This window comes from Aphanothece stagnina RSMan2012 (assembly GCF_046764815.1).
In the GTDB taxonomy this organism is placed as follows: Bacteria; Cyanobacteriota; Cyanobacteriia; order PCC-6307; family Cyanobiaceae; genus NIES-981.
Genome location: NZ_JBKOUC010000005.1, coordinates 21,778 through 45,623 on the forward strand (window position 1 = coordinate 21,778; position 23,846 = coordinate 45,623).

The 23,846-nt window shown below is 68.8% G+C and carries 24 protein-coding genes and 2 tRNA genes; 18 read left to right on the forward strand and 8 right to left on the reverse strand.

Translation table 11 applies throughout. From position 1 onward, the window contains the following. The first annotated feature begins 7 nt into the window (after positions 1 to 7). Genes ACLNEE_RS04660 through ACLNEE_RS04670 form a run of 3 tightly spaced genes read left to right on the forward strand, consistent with a single transcriptional unit; the run spans position 8 to position 2,156 of the window. Positions 8 to 637 carry a DUF1643 domain-containing protein gene (locus tag ACLNEE_RS04660; RefSeq protein WP_411422285.1) on the forward strand — a complete coding sequence of 210 codons (630 nt, stop codon included), beginning with the start codon at positions 8 to 10 and terminating at the stop codon, positions 635 to 637. Continuing rightward, complete coding sequence (locus tag ACLNEE_RS04665) at positions 595 to 840, forward strand: hypothetical protein (protein ID WP_411422286.1); 246 nt, start codon at positions 595 to 597, stop codon at positions 838 to 840. Before ACLNEE_RS04660 ends, ACLNEE_RS04665 begins: the two co-directional genes overlap by 43 nt. Further along, positions 837 to 2,156, forward strand: coding sequence for a cation:proton antiporter (locus ACLNEE_RS04670; protein WP_411422287.1), 1,320 nt, complete (start codon positions 837 to 839; stop codon positions 2,154 to 2,156). The genes ACLNEE_RS04665 and ACLNEE_RS04670 overlap by 4 nt, the downstream gene beginning before the upstream one ends. Here ACLNEE_RS04670 and gltX read toward each other — a convergent pair. The 6 genes from gltX to ACLNEE_RS04700 all read right to left on the reverse strand — a co-directional run bounded on the left by gltX (position 2,088) and on the right by ACLNEE_RS04700 (position 5,149). After that, positions 2,088 to 3,527 (reverse strand): glutamate--tRNA ligase, encoded by a 1,440-nt coding sequence (gene gltX, locus ACLNEE_RS04675; RefSeq protein WP_412006827.1) that lies wholly within the window; start codon positions 3,525 to 3,527, stop codon positions 2,088 to 2,090. The genes ACLNEE_RS04670 and gltX overlap by 69 nt on opposite strands. A gap of 65 nt (positions 3,528 to 3,592) precedes the next feature. After that, positions 3,593 to 3,666 (reverse strand) — tRNA-Asp (locus tag ACLNEE_RS04680). A gap of 156 nt (positions 3,667 to 3,822) precedes the next feature. Continuing rightward, entirely contained in the window at positions 3,823 to 4,011 is a 189-nt protein-coding gene (locus ACLNEE_RS04685) for an SH3 domain-containing protein (RefSeq protein WP_006043540.1), read from the reverse strand. 36 nt (positions 4,012 to 4,047) lie between these two features. Beyond that, positions 4,048 to 4,120 (reverse strand) — tRNA-Trp (locus tag ACLNEE_RS04690). Positions 4,121 to 4,177: 57 nt separating this feature from the next. Further along, a complete protein-coding gene (gene rplS, locus ACLNEE_RS04695; protein ID WP_411422333.1) occupies positions 4,178 to 4,534 on the reverse strand; it encodes a 50S ribosomal protein L19 in 357 nt (118 codons plus the stop codon). 219 nt (positions 4,535 to 4,753) lie between these two features. Then, complete coding sequence (locus ACLNEE_RS04700; RefSeq protein ID WP_412006828.1) at positions 4,754 to 5,149, reverse strand: hypothetical protein; 396 nt, start codon at positions 5,147 to 5,149, stop codon at positions 4,754 to 4,756. 90 nt (positions 5,150 to 5,239) lie between these two features. Between ACLNEE_RS04700 and map the strand changes: the two genes are divergently transcribed. Further along, a complete protein-coding gene (map, locus tag ACLNEE_RS04705) occupies positions 5,240 to 6,097 on the forward strand; it encodes a type I methionyl aminopeptidase (RefSeq protein ID WP_411422290.1) in 858 nt (285 codons plus the stop codon). Here the strand turns inward: map and ACLNEE_RS04710 are convergent. Next, complete coding sequence (locus ACLNEE_RS04710; RefSeq protein ID WP_412006829.1) at positions 6,078 to 6,845, reverse strand: NAD-dependent epimerase/dehydratase family protein; 768 nt, start codon at positions 6,843 to 6,845, stop codon at positions 6,078 to 6,080. The two genes, map and ACLNEE_RS04710, sit on opposite strands and share 20 nt — an antisense overlap. A gap of 190 nt (positions 6,846 to 7,035) precedes the next feature. Here ACLNEE_RS04710 and ebsA point away from each other — a divergent pair, with 190 nt between their 5' ends. The 3 genes from ebsA (at position 7,036) to ACLNEE_RS04725 (ending at position 9,176) form a co-directional block, all read left to right on the forward strand. After that, positions 7,036 to 7,437 (forward strand): type IV pilus biogenesis protein EbsA, encoded by a 402-nt coding sequence (gene ebsA / locus ACLNEE_RS04715; protein WP_411422292.1) that lies wholly within the window; start codon positions 7,036 to 7,038, stop codon positions 7,435 to 7,437. A gap of 92 nt (positions 7,438 to 7,529) precedes the next feature. Then, positions 7,530 to 8,627, forward strand: coding sequence for a phosphotransacetylase family protein (locus ACLNEE_RS04720; RefSeq protein WP_411422293.1), 1,098 nt, complete (start codon positions 7,530 to 7,532; stop codon positions 8,625 to 8,627). A gap of 36 nt (positions 8,628 to 8,663) precedes the next feature. Then, the gene (locus tag ACLNEE_RS04725; RefSeq protein WP_411422294.1) at positions 8,664 to 9,176 is read left to right on the forward strand and encodes an LOG family protein; all 513 of its coding nucleotides are present in this window, start codon (positions 8,664 to 8,666) and stop codon (positions 9,174 to 9,176) included. A gap of 19 nt (positions 9,177 to 9,195) precedes the next feature. Here the strand turns inward: ACLNEE_RS04725 and ACLNEE_RS04730 are convergent, their stop codons facing one another. Next, positions 9,196 to 9,627: an MAPEG family protein gene (locus ACLNEE_RS04730; protein WP_412006830.1), complete on the reverse strand. Its 432-nt coding sequence runs from the start codon at positions 9,625 to 9,627 to the stop codon at positions 9,196 to 9,198. A gap of 64 nt (positions 9,628 to 9,691) precedes the next feature. On the opposite strand from ACLNEE_RS04730, the gene ACLNEE_RS04735 reads away from it, so the two are divergent. The 11 genes from ACLNEE_RS04735 (at position 9,692) to ACLNEE_RS04785 (ending at position 23,831) form a co-directional block, all read left to right on the forward strand. Further along, entirely contained in the window at positions 9,692 to 10,717 is a 1,026-nt protein-coding gene (locus tag ACLNEE_RS04735; protein ID WP_412006831.1) for a class I SAM-dependent methyltransferase, read from the forward strand. Positions 10,718 to 10,762: 45 nt separating this feature from the next. Continuing rightward, positions 10,763 to 11,254, forward strand: coding sequence for a YajQ family cyclic di-GMP-binding protein (locus ACLNEE_RS04740; RefSeq protein WP_411422297.1), 492 nt, complete (start codon positions 10,763 to 10,765; stop codon positions 11,252 to 11,254). Between the two features lie 257 nt (positions 11,255 to 11,511). Beyond that, positions 11,512 to 12,051, forward strand: coding sequence for a hypothetical protein (locus ACLNEE_RS04745; protein WP_411422298.1), 540 nt, complete (start codon positions 11,512 to 11,514; stop codon positions 12,049 to 12,051). Between the two features lie 84 nt (positions 12,052 to 12,135). Then, positions 12,136 to 16,026, forward strand: a complete 3,891-nt coding sequence (locus ACLNEE_RS04750) for a hydantoinase B/oxoprolinase family protein (RefSeq protein ID WP_411422299.1) — start codon at positions 12,136 to 12,138, stop codon at positions 16,024 to 16,026. A gap of 107 nt (positions 16,027 to 16,133) precedes the next feature. After that, the gene (locus ACLNEE_RS04755; RefSeq protein ID WP_411422300.1) at positions 16,134 to 17,522 is read left to right on the forward strand and encodes a V-type ATP synthase subunit B; all 1,389 of its coding nucleotides are present in this window, start codon (positions 16,134 to 16,136) and stop codon (positions 17,520 to 17,522) included. Then, a complete protein-coding gene (locus tag ACLNEE_RS04760; RefSeq protein ID WP_411422301.1) occupies positions 17,519 to 18,154 on the forward strand; it encodes a V-type ATP synthase subunit D in 636 nt (211 codons plus the stop codon). Before ACLNEE_RS04755 ends, ACLNEE_RS04760 begins: the two co-directional genes overlap by 4 nt. After that, the gene (locus ACLNEE_RS04765; RefSeq protein ID WP_411422302.1) at positions 18,151 to 19,968 is read left to right on the forward strand and encodes a V-type ATP synthase subunit I; all 1,818 of its coding nucleotides are present in this window, start codon (positions 18,151 to 18,153) and stop codon (positions 19,966 to 19,968) included. The genes ACLNEE_RS04760 and ACLNEE_RS04765 overlap by 4 nt, the downstream gene beginning before the upstream one ends. Beyond that, positions 19,965 to 20,420: an ATP synthase subunit C gene (locus ACLNEE_RS04770; protein ID WP_411422303.1), complete on the forward strand. Its 456-nt coding sequence runs from the start codon at positions 19,965 to 19,967 to the stop codon at positions 20,418 to 20,420. The genes ACLNEE_RS04765 and ACLNEE_RS04770 overlap by 4 nt, the downstream gene beginning before the upstream one ends. A gap of 50 nt (positions 20,421 to 20,470) precedes the next feature. Continuing rightward, positions 20,471 to 21,172, forward strand: coding sequence for a hypothetical protein (locus ACLNEE_RS04775; RefSeq protein WP_411422304.1), 702 nt, complete (start codon positions 20,471 to 20,473; stop codon positions 21,170 to 21,172). Next, a complete protein-coding gene (locus ACLNEE_RS04780; RefSeq protein WP_411422305.1) occupies positions 21,169 to 21,966 on the forward strand; it encodes a DUF2764 family protein in 798 nt (265 codons plus the stop codon). The genes ACLNEE_RS04775 and ACLNEE_RS04780 overlap by 4 nt, the downstream gene beginning before the upstream one ends. Next, on the forward strand, positions 21,963 to 23,831 hold the full coding sequence (locus ACLNEE_RS04785) for a V-type ATP synthase subunit A (RefSeq protein WP_411422306.1): 1,869 nt from the start codon (positions 21,963 to 21,965) through the stop codon (positions 23,829 to 23,831). Before ACLNEE_RS04780 ends, ACLNEE_RS04785 begins: the two co-directional genes overlap by 4 nt. Positions 23,832 to 23,846 lie beyond the last annotated feature (15 nt).

Genomic DNA, 23,846 nt, shown 5'->3' on the forward strand with positions numbered 1-23,846 from the left:
CGGAGGTGTGACGGCGGCTACCGAATGCTCCAGCTGCGCCGGCGGGCCCCAGGGCGAGGCCCCTGCCGCCGCCTTCAGCCCCTGCGGCCGCTACCGCTGGTGGCTGGAGCGCCACTGGGATCCCCGCGGGCCGCGGCTGATCTTCATCGGCCTGAACCCCTCCCGCGCCGATCACCGCCGCGATGACCCCACCCTGCGGCGCCTGGTGGGCCTGGCCCGCGGCTGGGGGTACGGGAGCCTCGAGGTGCTCAACCTGTTCGCCTGGATCAGCCCCACCCCCGCCGCCCTCTGCCGCCAGGCGGATCCGGTGGGTGCCGAGGCCGACAGCTGGCTGCTCCGCAGCCTCGCCCGCCATCCGCAGGCCCCCATATGGCTCGGCTGGGGAGCCCAGGCCGATCGCAGCGGCCGCAGCACCGAGGTGCTGGCCCTGCTGAACGGCCGTGAGCTCCGGGCCATCGGCCGCACCCGATCCGGCCAGCCCCGCCATCCCCTCTATGCCCCGGCCAGCGCCAGGCTGGAGCCCTGGTGCTGGCGCGATCCCTGGCTGCTGGGGCATCCTGGGCTCACCCGTCGTCAGCGTCCGGCCGCTCCCCCATGTCCCGCATCCCCCGGCGCTATGCCGTCCATCTGCACATGAGCGGCGGCCAGACCCAGTCGGTCACCTTCGCCACCCTCGAGGCGTTCCAGGAGTGGTACGGCGGCGTGCTCACGGCCTCCACGTCGGACACCTTCGTGAACGTGCCGATCGCTGACATGGAGGGGGAGTACCTGGTGGTCCGTCCCTCCGCGGTGATCGGCATCCATGTGGAGCCCCGGTTCAACGCCATCGATGATGAATGACCCCTGAGCGGCTGGGCCTGCTCTGGGGCATCACTGTCTTCGCCGGTGCCACGGCCCAGGCCCTGGCCTGGGCGACCGGTCTGCCCGGGGTGGTGCTGCTCCTCAGTGCCGGCCTGCTGATCGGCCGGGCCGGGCTGGGGCTGGTGGAGCCCCTCGACCTCGGCAACGGCCTCGAGACCATCGTGGGCCTGCTGGTGAGCCTGGTGCTGTTCGACGGCGGGCTGAACCTGCGCCTCCCCGCCGACGGCACCCGCCAGGCGGTGCTCCGCATTGCCGGAGTCCGGCTGGTGCTCGCCCTGCTGGGGGGGCTGGTGGTGGCCCATGGCCTGGCGGGTCTGAACTGGCCCCTGGCGGCGGTGTTCAGCGCCATCGTGCTCGCCACCGGGCCCACCGTCGTCAACCCCCTGGTGCGGCAGATCGGCCTGGCGCCACCCCTGGGCGAAGTGCTCGAGGGGGAGGGCCTGGTGCTCGAGCCGATCGGCGCGGTGCTGGCCCTGCTGCTGCTCGAACTGGTGCTCGGCAACCTGCAGGGTTGGCGGGAGCTCGCCTACGGCCTGCTGCTGCGGCTCGGGGGCGGCGTGCTGATCGGTGCCGCCAGCGGTTGGTTGCTCTCCGAGGCGCTCCGCCGCATCCCCGCCGTTCCCACCACCGGCGCTCTGCGCCTCCAGCTCACCCTCGGCACCCTCTTCCTGATGTTCACCGGCTGTGAGCAGCTGCTGGCGGAATCGGGCCTTCCGGCCGCGGTGGCCGCCGGCGTTGTGGTGGGTCGCCGCCCCGAGACCGATGCGGCCGAGCTCGACGCCCTGATCCGCCAGCTGGCCCAGCTGGCGATCACCATGCTCTTCCCGCTCCTGGCCGCCGACGTGAGCTTCGCCCAGCTCAGTCCGCTCGGCTGGGGCGGCGTGGCCTGCGTGCTGAGCCTGATGCTGCTGGTCCGTCCCCTGGCGATCGGTCTGGCCACCTGGGGCATGGGCTTCACCCTGCCGCAGCAGGCCCTGCTGAGCTGGCTGGCCCCCCGCGGCATCGTCACCGCCGCGGTGGCGAGTCTGTTCGCCATCCGCCTCGAGCAGGCCGGCGTGGTGGGCGCCGGCCGGCTCCAGGGGCTGGTGTTTCTGACCATCCTGCTGACCGTGGGCCTGCAGGGGCTCAGCGCCGGGCCGATCGCCCAGCGGCTCGGGCTGGTGCTGGTGGACGGCGAGGAACCCCGTCGGAACCTTGGCGAGCCCGCGCCTTCAGGGGCAGACGCTTCAGAGGCAGCGGCTGATCCGGGCGCGATCGTCGCCGCTGCGGTGGAGCAGCAGCCAGGTGGCCAGTAGGTCCGGGCCCTGCAGGCTGCCGAGCAGGGCGGCCCGCAGACTTTTCATGATCACGCCCTTCTTCACGCCGGCGCTGCTGGCTGCCGAGCTCAGCAGCTCCTGGGCCTGCCCGGCCTCCAGCGCACCCTCGGGAAGCTGCTCCAGCAGCGCGGCCAGGGCCGGCCGTGCACCGTCGCTGGCCAGCTGGGCCTGGGCCGCCTCGTTGAGCTCCGGCGTCGTGAAGAAGGGCTCGGCCTGGGCCACCCCATCGGCCAGCAGGGTCAGGGAGGGACCCAGCAGCTCGCAGAGGTCGGCCTGCCAGGCCGCGTCGGCCAGGGCCGGGCTGGTGCCGCCCGGCTCCCCCCAGCCCCTCGCCGCCCAGAGGGGACGCAGCTGATCCCGCAGCGCCTCGGGCCCCGCCTCCCGCAGCACCTGGCCGTTGAGCCAGTTGAGCTTGTCCCAGTCGAAGCGGGCACCGGCCCGGTTCACCCGCTCGAAGCCGAACACCGCGGCCGCCTCGGCCAGGGAGAACCGCTCCCCCATGCCCTCCGGCGGGGACCAGCCCAGCAGGGTCATGTAGTTCGCCAGGGCCTCCGGGGTGTAACCCATGCCGCGGAAATCGCTGATCGAGGTCACCCCATCCCGCTTGGAGAGCTTCCTGCCCTCCTGGTTGAGGATCAGCGGCGTGTGGGCGAAGACCGGAGCCTCCACGCCGAGGGCCTCGTAGAGCAGCAGCTGCTTCGCCGTGTTGGCGATGTGGTCCTCCCCGCGGATCACGTGGCTGATCGCCATGGCGGCATCGTCGACCACCACCACCAGGTTGTAGAGGGGATCGCCGATCCGGTCGGCCGGGGCGCGGCGGGCGATCACCATGTCGCCGCCCAGGTCGGAGCCCGACCATCGCATCGCACCGCGCACCAGGTCGGTCCAGCCGATCGTGCGCCCGTCGTCGATGCGGAAGCGGACCACCGCCTCGCGGCCCTCGGCGATGAAGGCCCGTTCCTGCTCGGGGCTGAGGTCGCGGTGGCGGTTGTCGTAGCGGGGGGCCAGCTTGCGGGCGGCCTGCTCGTCGCGCATGGCGGTGAGCTCGGCTTCGCTGGCATAGCAGCGGTAGGCCAGGCCCCGATCCAGCAGCTGCTGGATGGCTGAGCGGTGGACTTCCACCCGCTCGCTCTGGATCACCGGCTCGCCATCCCAGTCGAGACCCAGCCAGCGCAGGCCGTCGAGGATGTTCTCGGTGTACTCGGGCCGGCTGCGCTCGCGGTCCGTGTCCTCGATGCGCAGCAGGAACCTGCCCCCCTGGTGGCGGGCGAACAACCAGTTGAACACCGCTGTTCTGGCGGTGCCGATGTGCAGGGTGCCGGTGGGGCTGGGGGCGAGGCGAACGCGCACGGCCTCGCCGGTTGTCACCTGCCGGGATCCTGCCAAGGGATTGGTGGGTTGGGGAAGGGTTGGAACGGGACTGACGGGGCTCGAACCCGCAACTTCCGCCGTGACAGGGCGGTGCTCTAACCGATTGAACTACAGTCCCAGGCTGCCTTCTGGCCGTTCAGGCCTTGGGCGTCGCGCTTGAACCCTGGCGGGAAACCGAAGAGGGATCGGCCGGGTGGTGCGACTCGGAAAGTATCCGTGATCACTGGCCCCGTCGTCAACCGACCGGTGACGACGGGGCCAGGACCAGGCGTTTCTAGGGGCGGAATCCCGCCGGTTCGATCAGGCGAACCTGATTGCCCCGGGCCGTGAACTCACGACCCTGGTCGCTTTGAACCACGACACGGCCACCCGATTTCACCCGGATCACCCGGGCGCGGACCCAGCCCAGCGCTGCGGACTCAAGCACTTTGACCACGTCACCGGGTTGTAGATCCAACTCCATGTTCGGAACCACGAAACAGCAGGTGGGGACATCGAACGCGCCGTGGAGGACTTGAACCCCCGACATCAGGTTTTGGAGACCTGCGTTCTACCAACTGAACTAACGGCGCAGGGCCGATGTCCCCAGGGATTGAAGATGATGAGGGATGCTCCTGGCGGAGAAGTCCTCAGCGGTCGAAGCGTTGCTTGACCCGGGTGGCTTTACCCACCCGATCGCGCAGGTAGAAAAGCTTCGCCCGGCGAACCTTACCGCGCCGCTCGACTTTCACGAAAGCAACCTGGGGGCTGTGCAGCAGGAAGACCCGCTCGACGCCCACACCCTGGAAGATCCGGCGGACGGTGATGGTGGCGTTCAGGCCGCCGTGGCGCTTGGCGATCACCACGCCTTCGTAGGGCTGGACCCGCTCCTTGTTGCCCTCGCGGATCCGCACGCCCACCTTCACGGTGTCGCCCACGTAGATCTCGGGGAGCTCGCTCTTGAGCTGTTCCGCCTCGAAGGCACGGATCAGGTCGTGGGCGCTCAGCTTGCCGGTGGTCGCCTTCACGGGCTGCTCCTTCACGGCTGTCGCCGTTGCCGTCGCGGCGGTCGTGGCCTCTTCAGCGCCAGCGGTCTCGGCGGTCACCGCGTCCACGGCCTCCGCCGGGGCACTCCCGTTGGTCTGGGCTTCGTCTGTCTGATTGTCCTCAGCTGCCATCTCAGCTCCGCGTCGCCTGGCCAAACCGCCAGTGTACCGGCTGGGGGGTCACCCCCTCGGGCGCCCCCAGCTCCGGCGCAGCTTCTGAACAGCCATGCCGCCCCCGCTCACCAGCATCCAGAGCAGCCCCAGGCCGTTGAGCAGCACGTAGAGCGTTTCGCCGTTGGGGCCGAACCACTGGCGCAGCCACTCGCCCTCATGGAGCACCATCAGCCCGTGGGCCTGGTCGCGGCCCAGTCCTCCCCAGTCGCGCAGCAGCCGGTACCCCAGGCCCGTGCTCACCGTGAGCAGCAGGGGGAGCAGCACCACCGGGGCCAGCGCGGCATGGGCCTGGCGCAGGCGCTGGCTCAGGGACCGACGTTTCTTGGAGGTTTCGCGCGGCGCTGAGGCCTCGCAGGGCGCTGAGGCCTCGGGAGCATCGGCGGGGGGTGGGGATGGAGGCACGGCCGGCGAGCGGGGCGGCAGAAAGGGTGGCGGCATTGATAACTTGCAGGTTGACAGTCCCGCGTTGTTCCGCCTCGCCAGTCGATCCGAATGAACCTGTTTGCCGATCTGCTGGCCAGCACCAAGGCGGCCCCCACCAGCCCACCGGTCGTCGCCACCGGGCCCCGGATCCAGAAAGGCCGCCGTGGCGTGGAGGTGAAGTCGGCGCGGGAGATCGCCACGATGCGCCAGGCCAGCCACATCGTGGCGACCGTGCTGCGGGAAATCCTGGCAATGGCCGCACCGGGGATGACCACCGGCGACCTCGACGCCCACGCCGAGCGCCGCATCCGCGAGATGGGAGCCACGCCGAGCTTCAAGGGCTACCACGGCTTCCCGGCCAGCATCTGCGCCTCGATCAACAACGAGGTGGTGCACGGCATCCCCAGCACCAAGCGGGTGATCCAGCCCGGTGACCTGCTCAAGGTCGACACCGGCGCCTATTTCGACGGCTACCACGGCGACAGCTGCGTGACCATCTGCGTCGGCGAGGAAACCCCCGAGGAGGCCCGCCGCCTGGCCCGGGTGGCCCAGGAGTCGCTGATGCGGGGGCTGGCCCAGATCAAGGCCGGCAACACCCTGATGGACATCGCCGGCGCCGTGCAGGATCACGTCGAGGCCCACGGCTACGCCGTCGTGGAGGACTACACCGGCCACGGCGTCGGCCGGAACCTGCACGAGGAGCCCTCGGTGTTCAACTTCCGCACCCGAGACCTCCCCAACATGAAGCTGCGGCCCGGCATGACCCTGGCGGTGGAGCCCATCCTCAATGCCGGCAGCAAGGCCTGCCGCACCCTGCGGGACCGCTGGACCGTCGTCACCGTGGACGGCAGCCTCTCGGCCCAGTGGGAGCACACCATCGCGGTGACGACCGATGGCTGCGAGATCCTCACCGACCGGGATGGGTGATGGCCCGGACGTAGAGCCATCGCGTCAGGGTGGCCAGGGGCATCAGCACGTAGGTCAGCGGGTTCGGCGTGACGATGATCAGGTTGCATCCCAGCCGGGCCTGGAGCATCACCTGACCCGCCACGAAGTTCGGTGACATCACGCCGATCGGGTTGAGGGCCGAGCGGAACGGCCCGAGCACCAGGCGCCGGATCCTGAGGGCCGGAGCCAGATCGAGGGCCCGCAGGCTGAGCAGCTGCCCCAGCAGGCGCTTGCTGATCTCGTAGAGCGGGCTGAGCGCCGGCTGGATCTCGGCCTCCGAGGTGTTCACCCACACCTCCGGCGGGGGACGATCCGCCTGGTCCCGGTCGGGGTTGGGCCCGCGGCGTTCGGCCGTCACCGCAGCGAACAGCTCCAGCAGCCGCCAGCTGCTGAGGGCGTTGACCTCCAGAGACTCCCGGGTGGCCTCGGGGCTGCGGCGGTCGTGGACGTTGACGCCATGGTTCAGCACCAGCACATCCACCTCGGCCAGCAGGGGCCGCAGGGCCTCCTCCTCCCCCACCTGCCAGCAGATCTGGCGGAGCTTGAGGGACTCGCCGCCGTCATCGCCCAGCTCGAGGGCCGCCGCCGAGCTGCGCAGGGCGATCAGATCGGCACCCCGGCGGTGCCACTGGCGCAGCAGCGCCTGGCCCAGGGCCCCGCTGGCTCCGGTGATCGCCACGGTGGGTCGTCGGCCGCTGGAGAAGGCCCGGGAGTGCTCAGGATCCATCCGTTGATCCCCGGCCCCATCGACCGCAGAACTTTGCCGAAACTGGCACGACACCGGCATCGTGCGCCACCATGACCAGCATTCCGACCTGCCGTGTCCTCGCCTTCCTCAGCAGAGCTGCGTGCTGCATCCCGTTCCCTGCGAGCGTTCCCCCCAACCGTTCCCCCCGACCGAGTGACCTGCCGTGCTGATGGCCACCACCGATGACCAGGCTCTGACGAGCACGAACTCCGAGCCCCTGATTCCCCTGTTCGCCCCCTACTGCGGCGGGGTGTCGCAGCAGACCTCCCTGGAGGAGGCCGTTGCCCTGCTGCTGCACGGGGAGTGGTCCGGTGAGCGCAAGCTGGTCGGCGGCCGGCGCCATCTCTACCGGCTGCGCTGGACCGGCGAGCCGGCGCCCCTGGAGCAGCTCACCTGCCACATTCGCTTCCCGGAAGTTCCCTCGGTGGCCTACGACTTCGAACTCCAGGCCTATCAGCTGGTGCAGTGGCTGATGCTCCGCGAGGATCAGGAGCTGCCGGAAACCTTCTGGCGCTGGTTGCTGCTCGGCGTTCCCCCCGGCCACGTCAGCGAGGCGGGTCAGGCCAGCTGAGCCGCTGCCCTCCGCAGAGGACCCCGGCCTGAGGCACCCCCCTGACGCCCCCTAAATTGACGCCGGACAGCAGTCAGCAGCGAGGTTGATCGATGGCCCCCACCTTGCTGGTCGGCTCCTGTGAACCGTTCAGTGGTAAATCGGCCGTGGTGCTCGGGCTGGCCCGTCAGCTGCGGGCCCGGGGGATCGAGGTGCGCTTCGGCAAGCCCCTGGCCACCAGCCTGGAGACCGATGCCCCCCCTCCGCCCGGCGAACCCCTGGTCGATGCCGACGTGCGCTTCGTCGGGACCACCCTGGGCCTGGCCGAGGACCAGCTGATTCCCTCGCTCGATGCCCTCGATCCCGCGCTGGCGCGGGCCCGGCTGCTCGAGGGTCGCCTGGAGCCCGGCCCGGGCTTCGCTGCCCTGCGGCAGCAGCTCGAGCAGGCCCCGGACGGGATGGCCCTCCTGGAAGCGGCCGGCAGCCTCCACGAGGGACTGCTCTATGGCCTCAGCCTGCCCCAGCTGGCCCGGGGCCTCGATGCTCCGGTGCTGCTCGTCCAGCCCTGGGCCGACAGCCGCAGCGTGGATTCCCTGCTGGCCGCCCGGGCCGAGCTCGGAGACCATCTGGTCGGCGTGGTGCTCAACGCCGTCAACCCCGACGCGGTGCCGCAGCTGCGCGAAGACACGGTCCCGGCGCTCGAGCAGCTGGGGATTTCCGTGCTCGGGGTCATGCCCCGCAGCCCGTTGCTGCGCAGTGTCACCGTGGAGGAGTTGGCGCGCCGGCTGGGGGCCCAGGTGCTCTGCTGCCGGGATCGGCTCGATCTTCTGGTGGAGACCCTCTCGATCGGCGCCATGAACGTGAATTCCGCGATGGAATTCTTCCGCCGCCGCCGCAACATGGCCGTGGTGACCGGGGCCGACCGCACCGACATCCAGCTGGCGGCCCTGGAGGCCTCCACCCAGTGCCTGATCCTCACCGGCGCCGGCGATCCGCTGCCCCAGCTGCTCACCCGAGCCGAGGAGCTGGAGGTGCCGTTGCTGAAGGTGGAGCACGACACCCTCACCACCGTGGAGGTGATCGAGCAGGCCTTTGGCCATGTGCGTCTGCATGAGGCCGTGAAGGCCACCTACGCCTTCCGACTCGTCGAGGAACACTGTGATTTCGGTCGACTTTTCACCCGTCTACAACTGCCCGCGATGTCCCTCTAACGCTGCTAGTTTCACGGTGCAGCCTGCGGTCTCCTGGTGACCCGATCTCTGGATTTGCCGTCTCTGGATCGGATCGACACCCTTGCTCAGGAGCTGGCCATGCTCCAGGACCGCAGCAAACGGCGCATCGCCATTCTCGGCAGCCGCCACGTTCCGGTTGTCTCGATCCACCTCGTGGAGCTCGTGGCGCGCTCCCTGGCCCAGGAGGGGCACAACCTGATCACCTCCGGATCCCAGGGGGTGAACGCCGCCGTGATCCGCAGCGTGCTGGAGATCGATGCCGCCCGGCTCACCGTGCTGCTGCCCCAGAGCCTGGATCGCCAGCCGCGCGAGTCGCGCGACCAGCTCGATCAGGTGCTCCACCTGGTGGAGAAGCCGGAACACGACGAGCTGCCCCTGCCGATGGCCAGCAGCCTCTGCAACCAGGACATCATCAGCCGCTGTGACCAGCTGATCTGCTACGCCTTCCACGACAGCGAAACGCTGCTCTCCAGCGTCCGGCTCGCCGAGGACATGGGCAAGGTCGTGAGCCTGATGTTCTTCGACTGATCAGCTCTTCTTCGACCGATCAGCCCGCGCCGGCCAGCACGGCCTTGAGGCCCTCGCCGTAGAGCAGGGCGGAGCAGACCAGTCCCCCGGCCCACAGCACGCCGCGCAGCGGCGGCACGTTGGCGATGTAGGCGCCCAGGTAGGCCGCCCGCAGCAGGGGATGGAGCCAGGCGGCGGCCACGGCGAGCGGGCCCATCGCGCCGGCCACCAGGCACAGCAGGGTGGCCGGCGCGTGCAGGGTGAAGGCCTCGAAGCTGTTCTGGTGCGCCCAGCTGGCCCGCTGCCCCCAGGCGGGCAGCCGATCGAACATCGCGCGGGGGGCCTGCAGGTCCGCCAGGGTGAAGTCGGCCTGCGAGCGGGCCGCCCCCAGGGGCACCGTGCTGAGCACGACCACCGCTCCCGACAGCAGCAGGGACCAGGCAAAGGCGGCGCTGGGAGTGCTGGAGAGCATGGCGGTGGGTCCGGAGAGCCCGGCAGGGAGTGACCATGATCTCAGCCCCCCCAGCACAATGGGGATGACCCCGGTGAGCGAGACCGCTGCGGGTCTGCCCGTGCCTCCTGCGATGACCAGCCGATCCGCCCTTCCTGCGGCCGCCCCTCCCAACTGGGTCGACGACCGTCACCCCCTCGGGCGCCTAATCGCCGGCCTGCTCGCGGTCGAGCCGCTGCGCCGCCTGCTGTTTCTCCAGGCCCGTCGGCTGATCATCCGCACCGCGGAGCGGCGGGGCATCGCCTGGCGGGCGCGCCGGGACGAGCTCCAACGCCTGGCCGAGCCCCTGCTCGCGCCCAGCCGCAACGGTGCCACCACCGCGCCGGCCTATTACCACGCCCGCTTCCACGCCTACCAGCAGGGCAATCTCTGCTGGGCGGCGGCCTGCGAAGCCGAACAGGCCACGGATGCGATGGCGTTGCGGGTCTGGCCGCGGGAGGAGCTGAGCCCGGAGCAGGCCCAGACCCGCCTGCGCCAGGCGATCTTTGCGGCGATCGAGCCGAGCCTGGCCGGGCGCAGGGTCAGCGAGGTCCTCGACATGGGCTGCTCCGTGGGGGTCGGCACCCTGGCGCTCAAGCGCTGGCTGGATGCCCGTGAGGGGCGCCCCGTGGCCGTCAGCGGGCTGGACCTCTCGCCGCAGATGCTGGCGGTGGCCAGGGTTCGGGATCCCGAGGGCCTTGTCTGCAGCTGGCACCATGCGGCGGCGGAGGCCAGCGGGCTCCCCGGCGCCAGCGTGGATCTGATCACGCTGCAGTTCGTCTGCCATGAGCTGCCGGCGCAGGCCACCCGGGCGGTGCTGCGGGAGTCGGCCCGCCTGCTGCGGCCCGGGGGGGTGATCGCCCTGGTGGACCAGGATCCGGACTCGGCCGTGATCCGACGCCTGCCCGCCCCGATCGCCACCCTGCTCAAGAGCACCGAGCCCTACCTGGAGGATTACTTCCGGCTCGATCTCGCCGCGGAACTCTGGGCCGCCGGCTTCGAGGCCGTGCGCCGAGAGGCCTGTGATCCGCGCCATCGGGTGCTGGTGGCGACCAGGGGGGCGGGGTCCTGAGCCGTTTTCTAGGGTGGGCACCGAGCGCCCCTGATGCCGGAGCCCATGGCTGACACCTTTTCCTTTGATGTGGTCTCGGATTTCGACCGGCAGGAACTGGTGAACACCATCGACCAGGTGCGCCGGGACGTCGGCCAGCGCTACGACCTCAAGGATTCCGGTACCGAGATCGAGCTGGAGGAGACCAGCCTCACGATCACCACGGCCAGTGACATGACGCTCCAGGCCGTGGAGGACGTGCTGCGGCAGAAGGCGACCAAGCGCAACCTGTCGCTGAAGATCTTCGACTTCCAGTCGCCGGAAGCCGTGGGGGGCAACCGGGTCCGGCAGGTGGTGACCCTGCGCAAGGGCCTCAGCAAGGAGCTGGCCAAGGAACTCAGCAAGACCGTGCGCGACAACCTCAAGAAGGTGTCGGTGGCGATCCAGGGGGAGAGCCTCCGGATCACCGCCAAGAGCAAGGATGATCTCCAGGCGGCGATCCAGCTGCTCAAGCAGCAGGACGTGGAGGTGCCGCTCCAGTTCGAGAACTACCGCTGAGCCAGGCCAGGGCTGCCCAGCCTCAGGGGCTGCGGACGATTCACGCACTGACCCTGCGGCATCTTGCGGTGGGGGCGTTAAGAGGTAAGGCCTCTTGACAATACTTTTCGGAGTGTTTCTTGGCTACCGCGCGCGTCAAGCCCGCAGCGCCATTGGGAATTAGGAAAAGCTGATCAGTGCCGCTTTTTTTTCTTCCTGGCCACAGTTCCGTTGGCCTGTTCGGTACGGTGAGCGCCAAGCATCCCTTGAGTTCATCGATGAGCGAATTCGTCATCAGCGGTCTTCCCGGCTGGATCAGCAAATCCGAAAAGGAATCTCGAAAAGCGTCCAGGCTGACACTTTTGGGCAATGCCCGTACCTGGGCCGGGCAGCCTGTGGTCGCCAGAGTCAAAATCAAGGCCAAAGGCAAAAATGGCGATGGCGACGTCAACAGGGTCGTCGTGAATCGGGCCATGGCGGCCAGCTGGACCTACAAGGGCAATGCCGACAAGGACACGATCATCTTCGGTGCCCAGGCTGGTGCCATCACCAAGCGCACGAACAGCGTCATCGACTTCGGCAATGACAAGGTTCGCGACACGTTCGCCTTCACCAACAACACCCGCTTCCACGGTCCCTTCAATCACATGCAGAGGTATGTGATCAGGAACTTCGGCAAGCAGGATGTGGTCAAGCTCAACAACATCGGCAAGACCCTCCGCTTCAAGGACCTGCGCAGCTATGGCAACGGCGTGTACGGGTTCAACGGTGTGCCGCTCGACAAGCTGCGCATCACCCTCACGCCCGATCAGGCCTGATCCCCCTGCAGCCTGAATCCCTGCGCTGAGCCATGCTCTGATCGGGGCCACCAGCAGCCCTGAGGTTGGAGAGCCTGCGCGTCCATGGGTTGGCGGTTCTGGATCGACCGGGGGGGCACCTTCACCGATGTGGTGGGGCTCGACCCCCTGGACGGGCTTCACGTTCGCAAGGTGCTCTCCCGCCAGCCCGAGCGCTCCGGCGACCCTGCCGTGCGGGCGATCCGGGAGCTGATCGGGCAGGAAGCGATCCCCACCGAGGTCCCCACCGAGGTCCCCACCGCGATCCTCACGGTGACCTCCATCGACGAGGTGCGGCTGGGCACCACCGTGGCCACCAATGCCCTGCTGGAGCACCACGGCGCCCCGGTGCTGCTGCTGATCAACCGTGGCCTGGCCGATCTGCTGCAGATCGGCGACCAGCACCGTCCCGACATCTTCGCCCTGGCGATCGAGCGGCCCCGCCCCCTGCAGGTGCGCGTGCTGGAGGTGGAAGGGCGCCTGGCCGCCGACGGCAGCGAACTCGAGCCGCTGCGGCTCGACGACACGCTGGCAGCCGAGCTCAGGGCCGCCCGCGCGGCTGGCTACGGCAGCTGCGCCGTGGCCCTGCTGCACGCCTGCCGCAATCCGGAGCATGAGCGCCGGCTGGGGGCCTGGCTGGAGGGCCTGGGCGTCACGCGGCTGGCGCTCTCCCACCAGCTCAGCCGCCAGCCCCGGCTCGTGCCCCGGGGCCACACCACCCTGGTGGAGGCGGCGGTGGCGCCGGTGCTCGACGCCTACCTGGAGCAGGTGCGCCGGGACCTCGGAGCAGGGCCGCGGCTGCGGGTGATGCGCTCCAGCGGCTCCCTGGCTGCCCCGGAGCTGCTGCACGCCAAGGACACGATCCTCTCCGGCCCCGCCGGCGGCATGGTGGGGGCGGTGGCGGTGGCCGAGCAGGCCCTGGCGGCGGCGGGGGAGGCGCCCCGGCCGGTGGTGGGCTTCGACATGGGCGGCACCTCCACCGACGTGTTCCACTTCGATCCGGCCCTCGGCGCCCTGGCCTGGGAGCGCCAGCCGGAAACGGAGGTGGCCGGCCTGCGGCTGCAGGCGCCGATGCTGCCGATCCACACGGTGGCCGCCGGTGGCGGTTCGATCGTGCGCTTCGAGGGCCAGCGGCTGATCGTGGGTCCTGACTCCGCCGGTGCCGACCCCGGCCCGGCCGCCTACCGCCGCGGCGGCCCGGCCACCATCACCGATGCCAATCTGCTGCTGGGCCGGCTGCCTGCCGCCGCCCTGCCGCCGGTGTTCGGCCCCGGCGGCGACCAGGGCGCCGATCCAGAGGCGGCGCGGGACCGCTTCGCCTCCCTGGCGGCCCGGATGGGCGCCGCGCCCGGGCAGAGCGGGGCCGCCATCTCGCCCGAGCGGGTGGCGGCCGGGGCCCTGGCCATCGCCATCGAAACCATGGCCGGTGCCATCCGCCGCATCTCGATCCAGCGCGGCCACGACCTGCGCGGCGCCCTGCTGGTGAGCTACGGCCGGGCTGGCGGTCAGCACGCCTGCCGCCTCGCCGAGGCCCTCGGGGTGAGCCAGCTGCTGCTCCATCCCCTGGCCGGGGTGCTCTCCGCCTATGGCATCGGACGCGCCGAGCAGCGGCTGCTGCTGGAGCGCTCCCCCCGCTTGCCCCTCGATGGCCGCACCCTGGAGGACCTGCGCTGCCGGGCGGAGGCGCTCACCGCGCAGGCCCGCGCCGATCTGCACCGGGCCGGAGACCTGGCTCCCGGCGAGTCGGGCCGGGTGTGGTGGCGGCTGGAACTGCGTTTCACCGGTAGCGAGCAGGGGCTCGTGGTGGCCTGGGAGCCGTCCGCCGAGCTGGAGGAGCTGCTGGAGGCCTTCGGCCGCAGCCACCAGCGGCGCTTCGGTTACCGGCCGGCCTTCACCGCCGCCGATCTGGTGGTGGAGCGGCTGCTGGTGGAGCTGGCCGAACCCCTGAGGAGCCCACCGCCGCCCCTTGTGGCGGCCGACGCTGGTGAGGCGCTGCCCGGGCCGGGGGAGCCGGTGGGGCCGGGAGAGCCAGAGGCCGGTGTGCCCACCGTGCCGGTGTGGCTGGATGCGGATCAGGGGCCGCAGCCGGTGCCCCTGTGGCAACGCTCGCAGCTGCGGCCCGGCCAGGAGCTGCAGGGGCCTGCCCTGGTGCTCGATCCCACCAGCACGACCCTGCTGGAGACCCACTGGAGCGGGCGGGTGCTGGAGGACGGCGCCCTGCTGCTGCGGCACCAGCCACCCGGTCCGGACAGCGCCACCATCCCGTCAAGCACTGGCACCGGCACCAGCTCGGGCACTCCGCAGCTGTCCGATCCGCAGGCTGCGGCCGCCGAGCCCCCCGATCCCACCCTGCTGGAGCTCTACAACCATCGCTTCTCGGCCATCGCCGAGCAGATGGGGGTGCAGCTGCAGCAGAGCGCCCGCTCGGTGAACATCCGCGAGCGGCTGGATTTCTCCTGCGCCGTGTTCGACGGCCGCGGCCGTCTGGTGGCCAATGCGCCCCACATCCCGGTGCACCTGGGCTCGATGGGCGAGAGCATCGCCGCCCTGCTGGCCGCCATCGCGGCCGGCCGCCGGCCGCCCCTGGGGCCGGAGGACGTGGTGCTCTCCAACAACCCCTACGACGGCGGCACCCATCTGCCGGACATCACCGCGATCACGCCGGTGTACGTGGACGACGCAGCCGATGCCGGCGCGCCGCTGTTCTATGTGGCCAGCCGCGGCCATCACGCCGACGTGGGCGGCATCACCCCCGGCTCGATGCCGGCCTTCAGCCGCCGCATCGAGGAGGAGGGGCTGCTGCTCGACAACTGTTCCTTCCTGCGCGCCGGACGGCTCGATGAGCGGGCCTGGCTGGAGCGCTTCGGCGAGGGTGAGCATCCCGTGCGCGATCCGGCTCAGCTGCTGGCCGACCTCAAGGCCCAGGCGGCCGCGAACCGGCTCGGGGTGCGGGAACTGTTGCGGCTGCTGCGGCTGGCGGGGCAGGCCGAGGTGGAGGCCTACATGGGGCATGTGCAGGCCAATGCCGCCGAGGCGGTGCGCCGCACCATCGAGCGCCTCCAGCCGGGGCATGCCGCCGTGGAGCTCGATGACGGCAGCCACATCCGCGTGGCCGTGAGCCTCGATCACCGCCGCCGCCGCGCCCGCATCGACTTCAGCGGCACCTCGCCCCAGCAGGACGGCAACCACAACGCCCCGCTGGCGATCACCAAGGCCGTGGTGCTCTACGTGTTCCGTTGCCTGGTGGGTGAGGACATTCCCCTCAACGCCGGTTGCTTCGAGCCCCTCGAGCTGGTGGTGCCGGAGGGCTCGCTGCTGCACCCGAGGCCGCCGGCGGCCGTGGTGGCGGGCAACGTGGAGACCTCCCAGGCCCTGGCCAATGCCCTGTTTGCCGCGCTCGGTGTTCAGGCGGCGGCCCAGGGCACGATGAACAACCTCAGCTTCGGCAACGAGCGTTTCCAGTACTACGAGACGATCTGCGGCGGCAGCGGCGCCGGCCGCGATCTCCGCGGCCGCGGCTTCGCCGGAGCCTCAGCCGTGCAGACCCACATGACCAATTCGCGCCTCACCGATCCTGAGGTGCTGGAGCAGCGCTTCCCGGTGCGGCTGGAGAGCTTCGCCATCCGCCGCGGCTCCGGCGGGGCGGGCCGCTGGCCCGGGGGGGATGGGGTGGTGCGCCGCCTGCGCTTCCTGGCGCCGATGACGGTGGACCTGCTCAGCGGATCCCGGCGGATCCCGCCGGCGGGGCTGGCGGGCGGCGGTGACGCCCAGCCCGGAACCAACCGGATCGAGCGGGCCGATGGCCGTGGGGAGCCGCTGGGTGGCCGGGTGGAGCTGAAGGTGCAGCCGGGCGATGTGCTGGTGATCGAGACGCCTGGCGGAGGTGGCTACGGGGCCGCCGAGCCATGGCAGGAGGCTGTTGAACAGGAGGTTGTCAACGACTGTCTGATTGCCTGAGCTGCGGGCTGACAAGCCTTGCCCTGCGGGCTATGTTCGGCTCATGACGGGTGCACGGGCTGGGCTTTGGAGCCCAGCCTGATGTTCTCCATCGAGGCCCTGCCCTGATGTCTTCGCTGATCAGTTACTCCCGGATTCTTGAAATCGTGGGAGACATCATCCGGGTGGAGGTGCCGGCCGGGGCAGAGGGTGCCTCCGATGGACCGCGCTTCAACGATCTGGCGGTGCTGCAGAACGCCGATGGCAGCTCCTCGCTGGCCCAGGTGATCGATCTGAAGCAGCGATCGGTGGCGTTGCAGGTGTTCCGGGGCACGAAGGGAGTGTCGACCAACTCCCAGGTGCGCTTTCTGGGTCATCCGATGACGGCCACCTATTCAGGGAACATTCTTGGCCGGGTGTTTCGCGGCACGGGGGAGCCGATCGATGGAGGACCCGACCTCTCTCAGGATCCACGGGTGGCGATCGGTGGACCATCGGTGAATCCGATGTGCCGCATCCTGGCCTCCAAGATGATCCGCACCAATGTGCCGATGATCGACATCTACAACTGCCTGGTGGAGAGCCAGAAGATTCCGATCTTCTCCATTTCTGGTGAACCCTTCAATCCCTTTCTCGCCCGGATCGGCATTCAGGCGGATGCGGATGTGGTGGTGTTCGGCGGGCTGGGTCTGATCTTCGACGACTACTACGCCTTCCGCAAGGCCTTCGAGGATGCCGGCGTCTTTCCACGCACGGTGATGTTCGTGAATCTGGCTTCCGATCCGATCGTGGAGCGGATCCTGATTCCCGACATGGCTCTCGCCGTGGCCGAGAAGTTCGCCGTGGAGGAAGGCAAGCGTGTGCTCGTGCTGCTCAGCGACATGACCTCCTTTGCCGATGGCCTCAAGGAGATCAGCATCGCCATGGACCAGGTGCCGGCCAACCGCGGCTATCCGGGCGATCTCTACTCCCAGCTGGCCCGCCGTTATGAAAAGGCCGCCGACTACGCCAAGGGTGGTTCCGTCACCGTGCTCACGGTGACCACCATGCCCGGCGATGACGTGACCCACCCGGTTCCCGACAACACCGGCTACATCACCGAAGGCCAGTTCTACCTGCACGACGGCATGATCGATCCCTTCGGTTCGCTGTCGCGTCTGAAGCAGAACGTGATCGGCAAGGTGACCCGCGAGGACCACAACCAGATCATGAACACCACGATCCGGCTGTATGCGGGCGCCCGGGATGCCCAGCAGAAGCTGGCCATGGCCTTCGAACTCTCCGACTACGACCGCAAGCTGATCCGCTTTGGCGATCTCTTCCGCCAGCGGTTCATGGACATCAACGTGGACCTGCCACTGGAGGCCGCTCTGGATCTCGCCTGGCAGACCCTTGCCGAGTGCTTCGAGCCACAGGAACTGCTGATGAAGCAGGAGCTGATCGACAAGTACTTTCCCCGCAAAGCTGGGCAGGAGGCCCCCCAGCAGGAGGCACCTAAGCAGGAGGCCGTGGCATGAGCCGGCTGCCGCTCACCAAGGCTTCGCTGAGCCGGCAGAAGGGTCTGCTGAAGACCTACCACGACGTGCTGCCGTCCCTGGATCTCAAGCGTCGTCAGCTTGGGGCCGAGCGCGAAGCGGCCCGACGCCAGCTGGAGGAGGCCAGGGCCCGTGCCGCCGCGATCGCTGCGGAGGTGGGCCAGTCCTGCCCGATGCTGGCCCATGAGCGGATCGATCTTTCGGGCCTGGTGACGATTGCGGCCGTCCATCAGGTGGAGGAGAACCTGATGGGAACGCGCCTGCCGAAGCTCGAGGGGGTGGATTTCCAGGTCGCCGACTACGGCCTGCTCACCCGTCCCTTCTGGGTGGATGCCGTGGTGGTGTGGCTGCAGCAGGCGCTGCGCAACCAGCTGCAGCTCCGCGTGGCCGAACAACGGCTTGAGCTGCTGCGGCAGGCTGAGCGCAAGGTGACCCAGCGCTTCAATCTCTTTGACAAGGTGCTGATCCCGCGAACCCGCCACAACATCAAGAAGATCACGATCTACCTGGCGGATGCTGAGCGTGCCGCCGTGGTGAATTCGAAGATCGCCAAGCGCAAGAAGCAGAACCCTTCGAGCCAGAACCCGAACCCTTCGAGCCTGGTGGCGGCATGACGATCATTCCGCTCGCCAAGGTGACCCTGCTGGGCCTGTCCGCCGATCGGGAGGCCCTGCTGGATGGTCTGCAGGGCCTCGGCTGTCTGCACCTGATTGCACTGGAGGGCGACACCGCCACGGCCGACGACCAGGGCTTCGTGGTGTCAAAGCCCAGCGAGGACGCCCGCCAGGCCCTGCGCTATCTGATGGATGTGCGGCGACGGCGCCACCAGAGCCGGGTGGATGCCGACTTCGACTTCGAGCGCATCGTGGCCGAGGCCCTGGCCAATCGCCACCAGAAGCAGGAGGCGGAGGATCAGGTGCTGGCCCTCAGCAAGCGGCTCGAGGAGCTCAGACCCTGGGGAGATTTCGAGCTTCCCGATCTCGAGGTTCTGGGAGGGTGTCGCCTCTGGTTCTACCGCGTGCCCCATGCCAAGGGACGGGCCTTCCGCCAGGCTCTCGCCACGCTCGATCTGCCCTGGCAGCTGTTGTATCAGAGCGCCCGCAATGCCTATGTCGTGCTGATCGCCGAGCAGGAGCCGGATCCCGCCCTTCTGCCGGTGCCTCGCTCCCATGTGGGGTCCCAGTCCCACCGGGATGTGCAGCAGGAGCTCGATGTCGCGCGCACGGCCCTGGAGGATGTGGAGGCGGAGCACGAATCGCTCAGCCGCTGGATCTTTCTCCTCTCCAAGCACCTGAACCGGGCCGAGGATGCCCAGGCGCGGGAGCAGGCCGCGGGCCTCGCCCACGACGACAGCACCCTGGTGCAGCTTCAGGGTTGGATCCCCCGCCCCCTTCTGCCGCGCCTGGAGGCGTTCGCGGCCCAGCAGGGCCTCGCCTACCTGGCCGAGGTGCCGACCCCGAAGGACAGTCCCCCCACCCTCTTGCGCAATCCCTCCGTCCTCAGCGGAGGTCAGGACCTGGTCACCTTCTACGAAACCCCGGCCTATCGCGACTGGGATCCTTCGGTCGTGGTGTTTTTCTCGTTCGCCTTGTTCTTCGCCATGATCATGGCCGATGCCGGCTATGCCCTGGTGCTGGGTCTGCTGCTCGGGCTGAAGTGGAAGGCGATGGGACGCTCGCCAGGCGGACGTCATTTCCGCATCCTGGCGTCCTTCGGCCTGCTGATGGCGCTCCTCTATGGAATCCTCGCCGGCAGCTATTTCGGTGTGGAGCCTCCGGAGGGTTCCCTGTTGGGGCATCTCAAGCTGCTCGATCTCAATGATTTCGCGGCGATGATGAAACTCTCCCTGCTGGTCGGCTGCGCCCACCTGCTGCTGGCCAACACCGTGGTGGCCCTGCGGGGCCATTCCGTGGCCAGCAGGGCGTCACCGATCGGCTGGATGGCGGTGATTCTGGGGGGGCTGACGCTCTATCTCGGCAATGCCGCCGCGCCTTACCTCCATCTGGGGATTGGCCTGATCGCCGGCGGACTGATCACCGTTCTGCTGCTGAGCAGTGAACGCCCCATCCGCCACCCGGCCGATCTCCTGCTGCGTCTTCTCGATGGTGCTGGATCGCTCACCGCCATCTCCAAACTGTTCGGTGATGTGATGAGCTATTTGCGCCTCTTTGCCCTCGGGCTGGCGAGTGCGTCCCTGGCCATCACCTTCAATCAGCTGGCCAGTCAGGTGTCAGGATCGGGTCTGGCTCTTGGAGTTCCGATCGCCCTGCTGATTCTGGTGCTGGGCCATGGCATCAATCTGCTGCTGGCCATCATCAGTGGCTTTGTGCATGGTCTCCGGTTGAACTATATCGAGTTCTTCAACTGGGGACTTTCCGGGGAAGGTGTCCCCTTCAGGCCTTTCATCAAAAAGGAGCTTGCCTCTTGAACGACCATTTTTCTCTTCTCGGGCTGGGCTGGATCGGGATCTACGCCCCGGTCGCCCTCGGGGCCATCGGGGCGGCGATCGGCTGCACGATTGCCGGCCAGGCGGCGATCGGCGCCATGATGGAAGTCAACAGCGGCTATGGCCGTTTCGTTGGCCTCTCCGCCCTTCCCTCCTCGATGTCGATCTACGGCATCGTGGTGATGTTCATCCTCAACAGGCCGGTGTCGCCGGAGAACTCCGGCGCCCTCTTCGGTCTGGGTGTGCTCTCCGGACTCACCTTCCTGCTGGCGGCCATTTATCAGGGCCTCTGCTGTGCCTCGGCCATCTCGGGCTCGAAGGCGAAGCCCGAGATCTTCGGTCTGGCCCTGGCCCCTGCCGCGATCGTGGAGGGCTTCGCCGTGTTCGCCTTCGTGTTCGCCCTCGTGGCGGCGGGGGGGATCCCCAAACCGTGAACCCTTCCCTCGATCCCACCGTTTGATTCTCCCCTCGCCCCCTCCCCGCGATGCCCAAGTCCCGCGCCAACCGTGACGACACCCCGGCTCAGGTGGCCTCGGGGGTGGAGGAGCTGATCGCCCGCCTGCGTGATCAGGGGGTGACCGCCGGCCGCAGCCAGGCCGACCAGATCGTGGCCGAGGCCAGGGCCGAGGCCCAGCGCACCCTCGCCCAGGCCCGCCAGCAGGCCGACCAGATCGTGCAGCAGGCCCGCACCGAAGCCGAGACCCTGGAGAGTTCCGGCAAGCAGGCCCTCGAACTGGCGTTGCGGGATGCGGTTCTGGCCCTGAAGTCCCAGCTGATGGAGCGTTTTCGCGGGGAGGTCCGCCAGCTGGTGGGCGAGGAACAGCAGAAGCAGGAGCTGATCGAGAAGATGATCCTGGAGGTGGTGGGTCGCGTGCGGGAGCAGGCCGACCGCTCCGACCACACCGAGGTGCTGCTGCCCCGTCACATCGCCGGCCTCGAGGAGCTCAGTCAGAACCCCGAGGAACTCGAACACGGGGTGCTCACCCGCTTCGTGCAGCTGGTTTCCCGCGGCATGCTGCGGGAGGGGGTGAGCTTCGGCATCGGCAGCGATCAGCAGGCCGGGCTCCGCCTGCGGCTCGTGGATCGCGACGTGGTGCTCGATCTCAGCGACCAGTCTGTCGCCGAGGCGATCCTGCAGCACCTGCAACCTCGCTTCCGCGCCCTCCTGGAGGGTGTCGTGAAATGAGCCCCCGCTTCACAGCTCCGCGCTACACGGTGCTGATGGCCAGCCTGCCCCCCCTGGGGGGACTGTTCGAGGCCGGCACGCCAGCCATCTCGCTGCTGAAGCTGCAGAGTCGGCTGTCCCTGCTGCATCCGGACGATCGGCACACCCTGGATCTGATCGTCGGCCTGCTCGCCCAGTCGGTTCGGGATGACGACAGCCTGGCGGGTCCTGCGGATGCGCGGGTGCTGCAGGCGGCGCAGGGGTTCTTCCAGGAGGTGTCGAATCCCACCCTGCGGGAGCTGGTGGCGCAGCGGCTCGATCTGCGCACGATCCTGGCGGCCCTGCGCCGCCGCCACCGCGGTGAGGAGGAGCCACCCATCGGGCAGGCCTGGGGCTTCGGTCCCTGGGTGGCCACGATCGAACGTCGCTGGAAGCAACCGGCCTTCGGGCTCGAGGTGGTGTTCCCCTGGATCCCGGAGGTGAGCCGCCTGCTGGAGTCCGGCGATCTGGTGGCGCTCGAACGCTCCCTGTTTCAGGTGATCTGGAACGGGCTCGAGCGACTCTCCTTCGGCCACCGCTTCGACTTCGAAGCCGTGGTGATCTACGTGGCCCGCTGGGCTCTGGTGGACCGCTGGTCGCACTACGACGCCCAGGAGGCGCAGCAGCGCTTCGGTGAACTGGTGAAGGCCGCGCTGGAGGGCGTCGCCATCGGCGCCGGTGTCCCCTCTCCGGTGGCCTCGCCCCAGCAGCCTCCTCCTCCAGTCCCTGCTTCCGCCCCTGAGTCAGCCCAACAACCCGTCGCAGCCGGCCGATGACCGACGCCTCCTTCAATCCCGCCCGCGTGGTCGCCGTTCAGGACGACCTGGTGACCATCGCCATGGCCGACACCGATCCGCGGCCGATCCTCAAGAACGAGGTGATCTACATCCTGCCGAGCCGCCGGCAGGGGGACCGCCAGGAGCGGCTCAAGGCCGAGGTGCTGCGGGTGCATGGGACCACCGCCGATGCCCAGGTGTACGAGAGCACCAAGGGCGTCGGGGTGGGCGATGCGGTGGAGCAGACAGGTGAGTTGCTTTCGGTGACCCTCGGCCCCGGCCTGCTCAGCCAGGTGTACGACGGCCTGCAGAATCCCCTGGCCGGCCTGGCGGCTGGGTACGGCACCTTCCTCCCCCGCGGAGCGACCGTGGCTCCGCTCGACACCGAGCGCAAGTGGTCGTTCCAGTCCACGGCCCGCATGGGCGATCGCCTCAAGGCCGGCGATGTGATCGGCACCGTCCAGGAGGGCCGCTTCACCCACAAGATCATGGTGCCCTTCGCCGAACCCGGGGAGGTCACACTCGAGTGGATCCAGCAGGGCAGCTTCACCGTCGACACGGCGGTCGCCCGCATTCAGGATGCCCGAGGCAACACCCGCTCCCTCACCCTCACCCAGGAGTGGCCGGTGCGGCGTCCCCTGCCCCAGGGCCTGCTGGAGCGGCGCCTGTGCGAGCGGCTCTATCCCGAGGAGCCGATGATCACCACCCAGCGCATCGTGGACACGTTCCTCCCGATTGCCCGTGGGGGCACCGGCTGCATCCCCGGACCGTTCGGTGCCGGGAAGACGGTGCTGCAGAACATGATCTCGCGCCACTCGGATGTGGACGTGGTGATCGTGGTGGCCTGCGGCGAGCGGGCCGGCGAGGTGGTGGAAACCATCACCGAGTTCCCCAAGCTCTCCGATCCCAAGACCGGTGGATCGCTGATGGATCGCACGATCATCATCTGCAACACCTCCTCGATGCCGGTGGCGGCGCGGGAGGCCTCGATCTACACCGGTCTCACCCTGGGTGAGTATTACCGCCAGATGGGCTACAACGTGCTGCTGATCGCCGATTCCACCTCCCGCTGGGCCCAGGCGATGCGCGAAACCTCCGGCCGGCTTGAGGAGATTCCCGGGGAGGAAGCCTTCCCGGCCTATCTCGACTCCTCGATCAAGAGTGTGTACGAGCGGGCCGGCATCATCCGCACCAACGACGGCAGTGTGGGCAGTCTCACGATGATCGGCACGGTGTCGCCGGCTGGCGGCAACTTCGAGGAGCCGGTCACCCAGTCGACCCTGAGCACGGTGAAGGCCTTCCTGGGGCTGAGTGCCGATCGGGCTTACAAGCGCTTCTATCCCGCCGTGGACATTCTGCTTTCCTGGTCGCGCTACTTCGGCCAGCTGGAAGACTGGTTCGCCAAGCATGTTGCGCCAGATTGGGTGCAACGGGTTCAGTCGATGAACGACCTGCTGCGCCGTGGTGATGCCGTGAATCAGATGATCCAGGTGACTGGTGAGGAAGGCGTCACCATCGAGGATTTCATCCTGCATCAGAAGGCGCTTTTCCTCGATATGGTGTATCTGCAGCAGGATGCCTTTGATGCGGTGGATTCCAGCTGCTCGATTGAACGCCAGAAAACATCCTTTGATCTGGTCTGCGATCTGCTGAACCGCCCTTATCACTTCGCTGACAAGGGGGCGGTGCGGGAGTTCTTCACCCGTCTCACGGGTCTGTTCAAGAACCTCAATTACGCCCCTGGTGAATCACCCACCTATGCGGGTTATCTGAAGCAGATTCAGGATCTGGCTGCAGGCCAGACTGGCGCGCCAGCCTCCGCGGCGTCGCCCTCGTCGTCGGAAGCAACCGCCAAAGCCGCCTAGTCCGAGGCGGGCTCG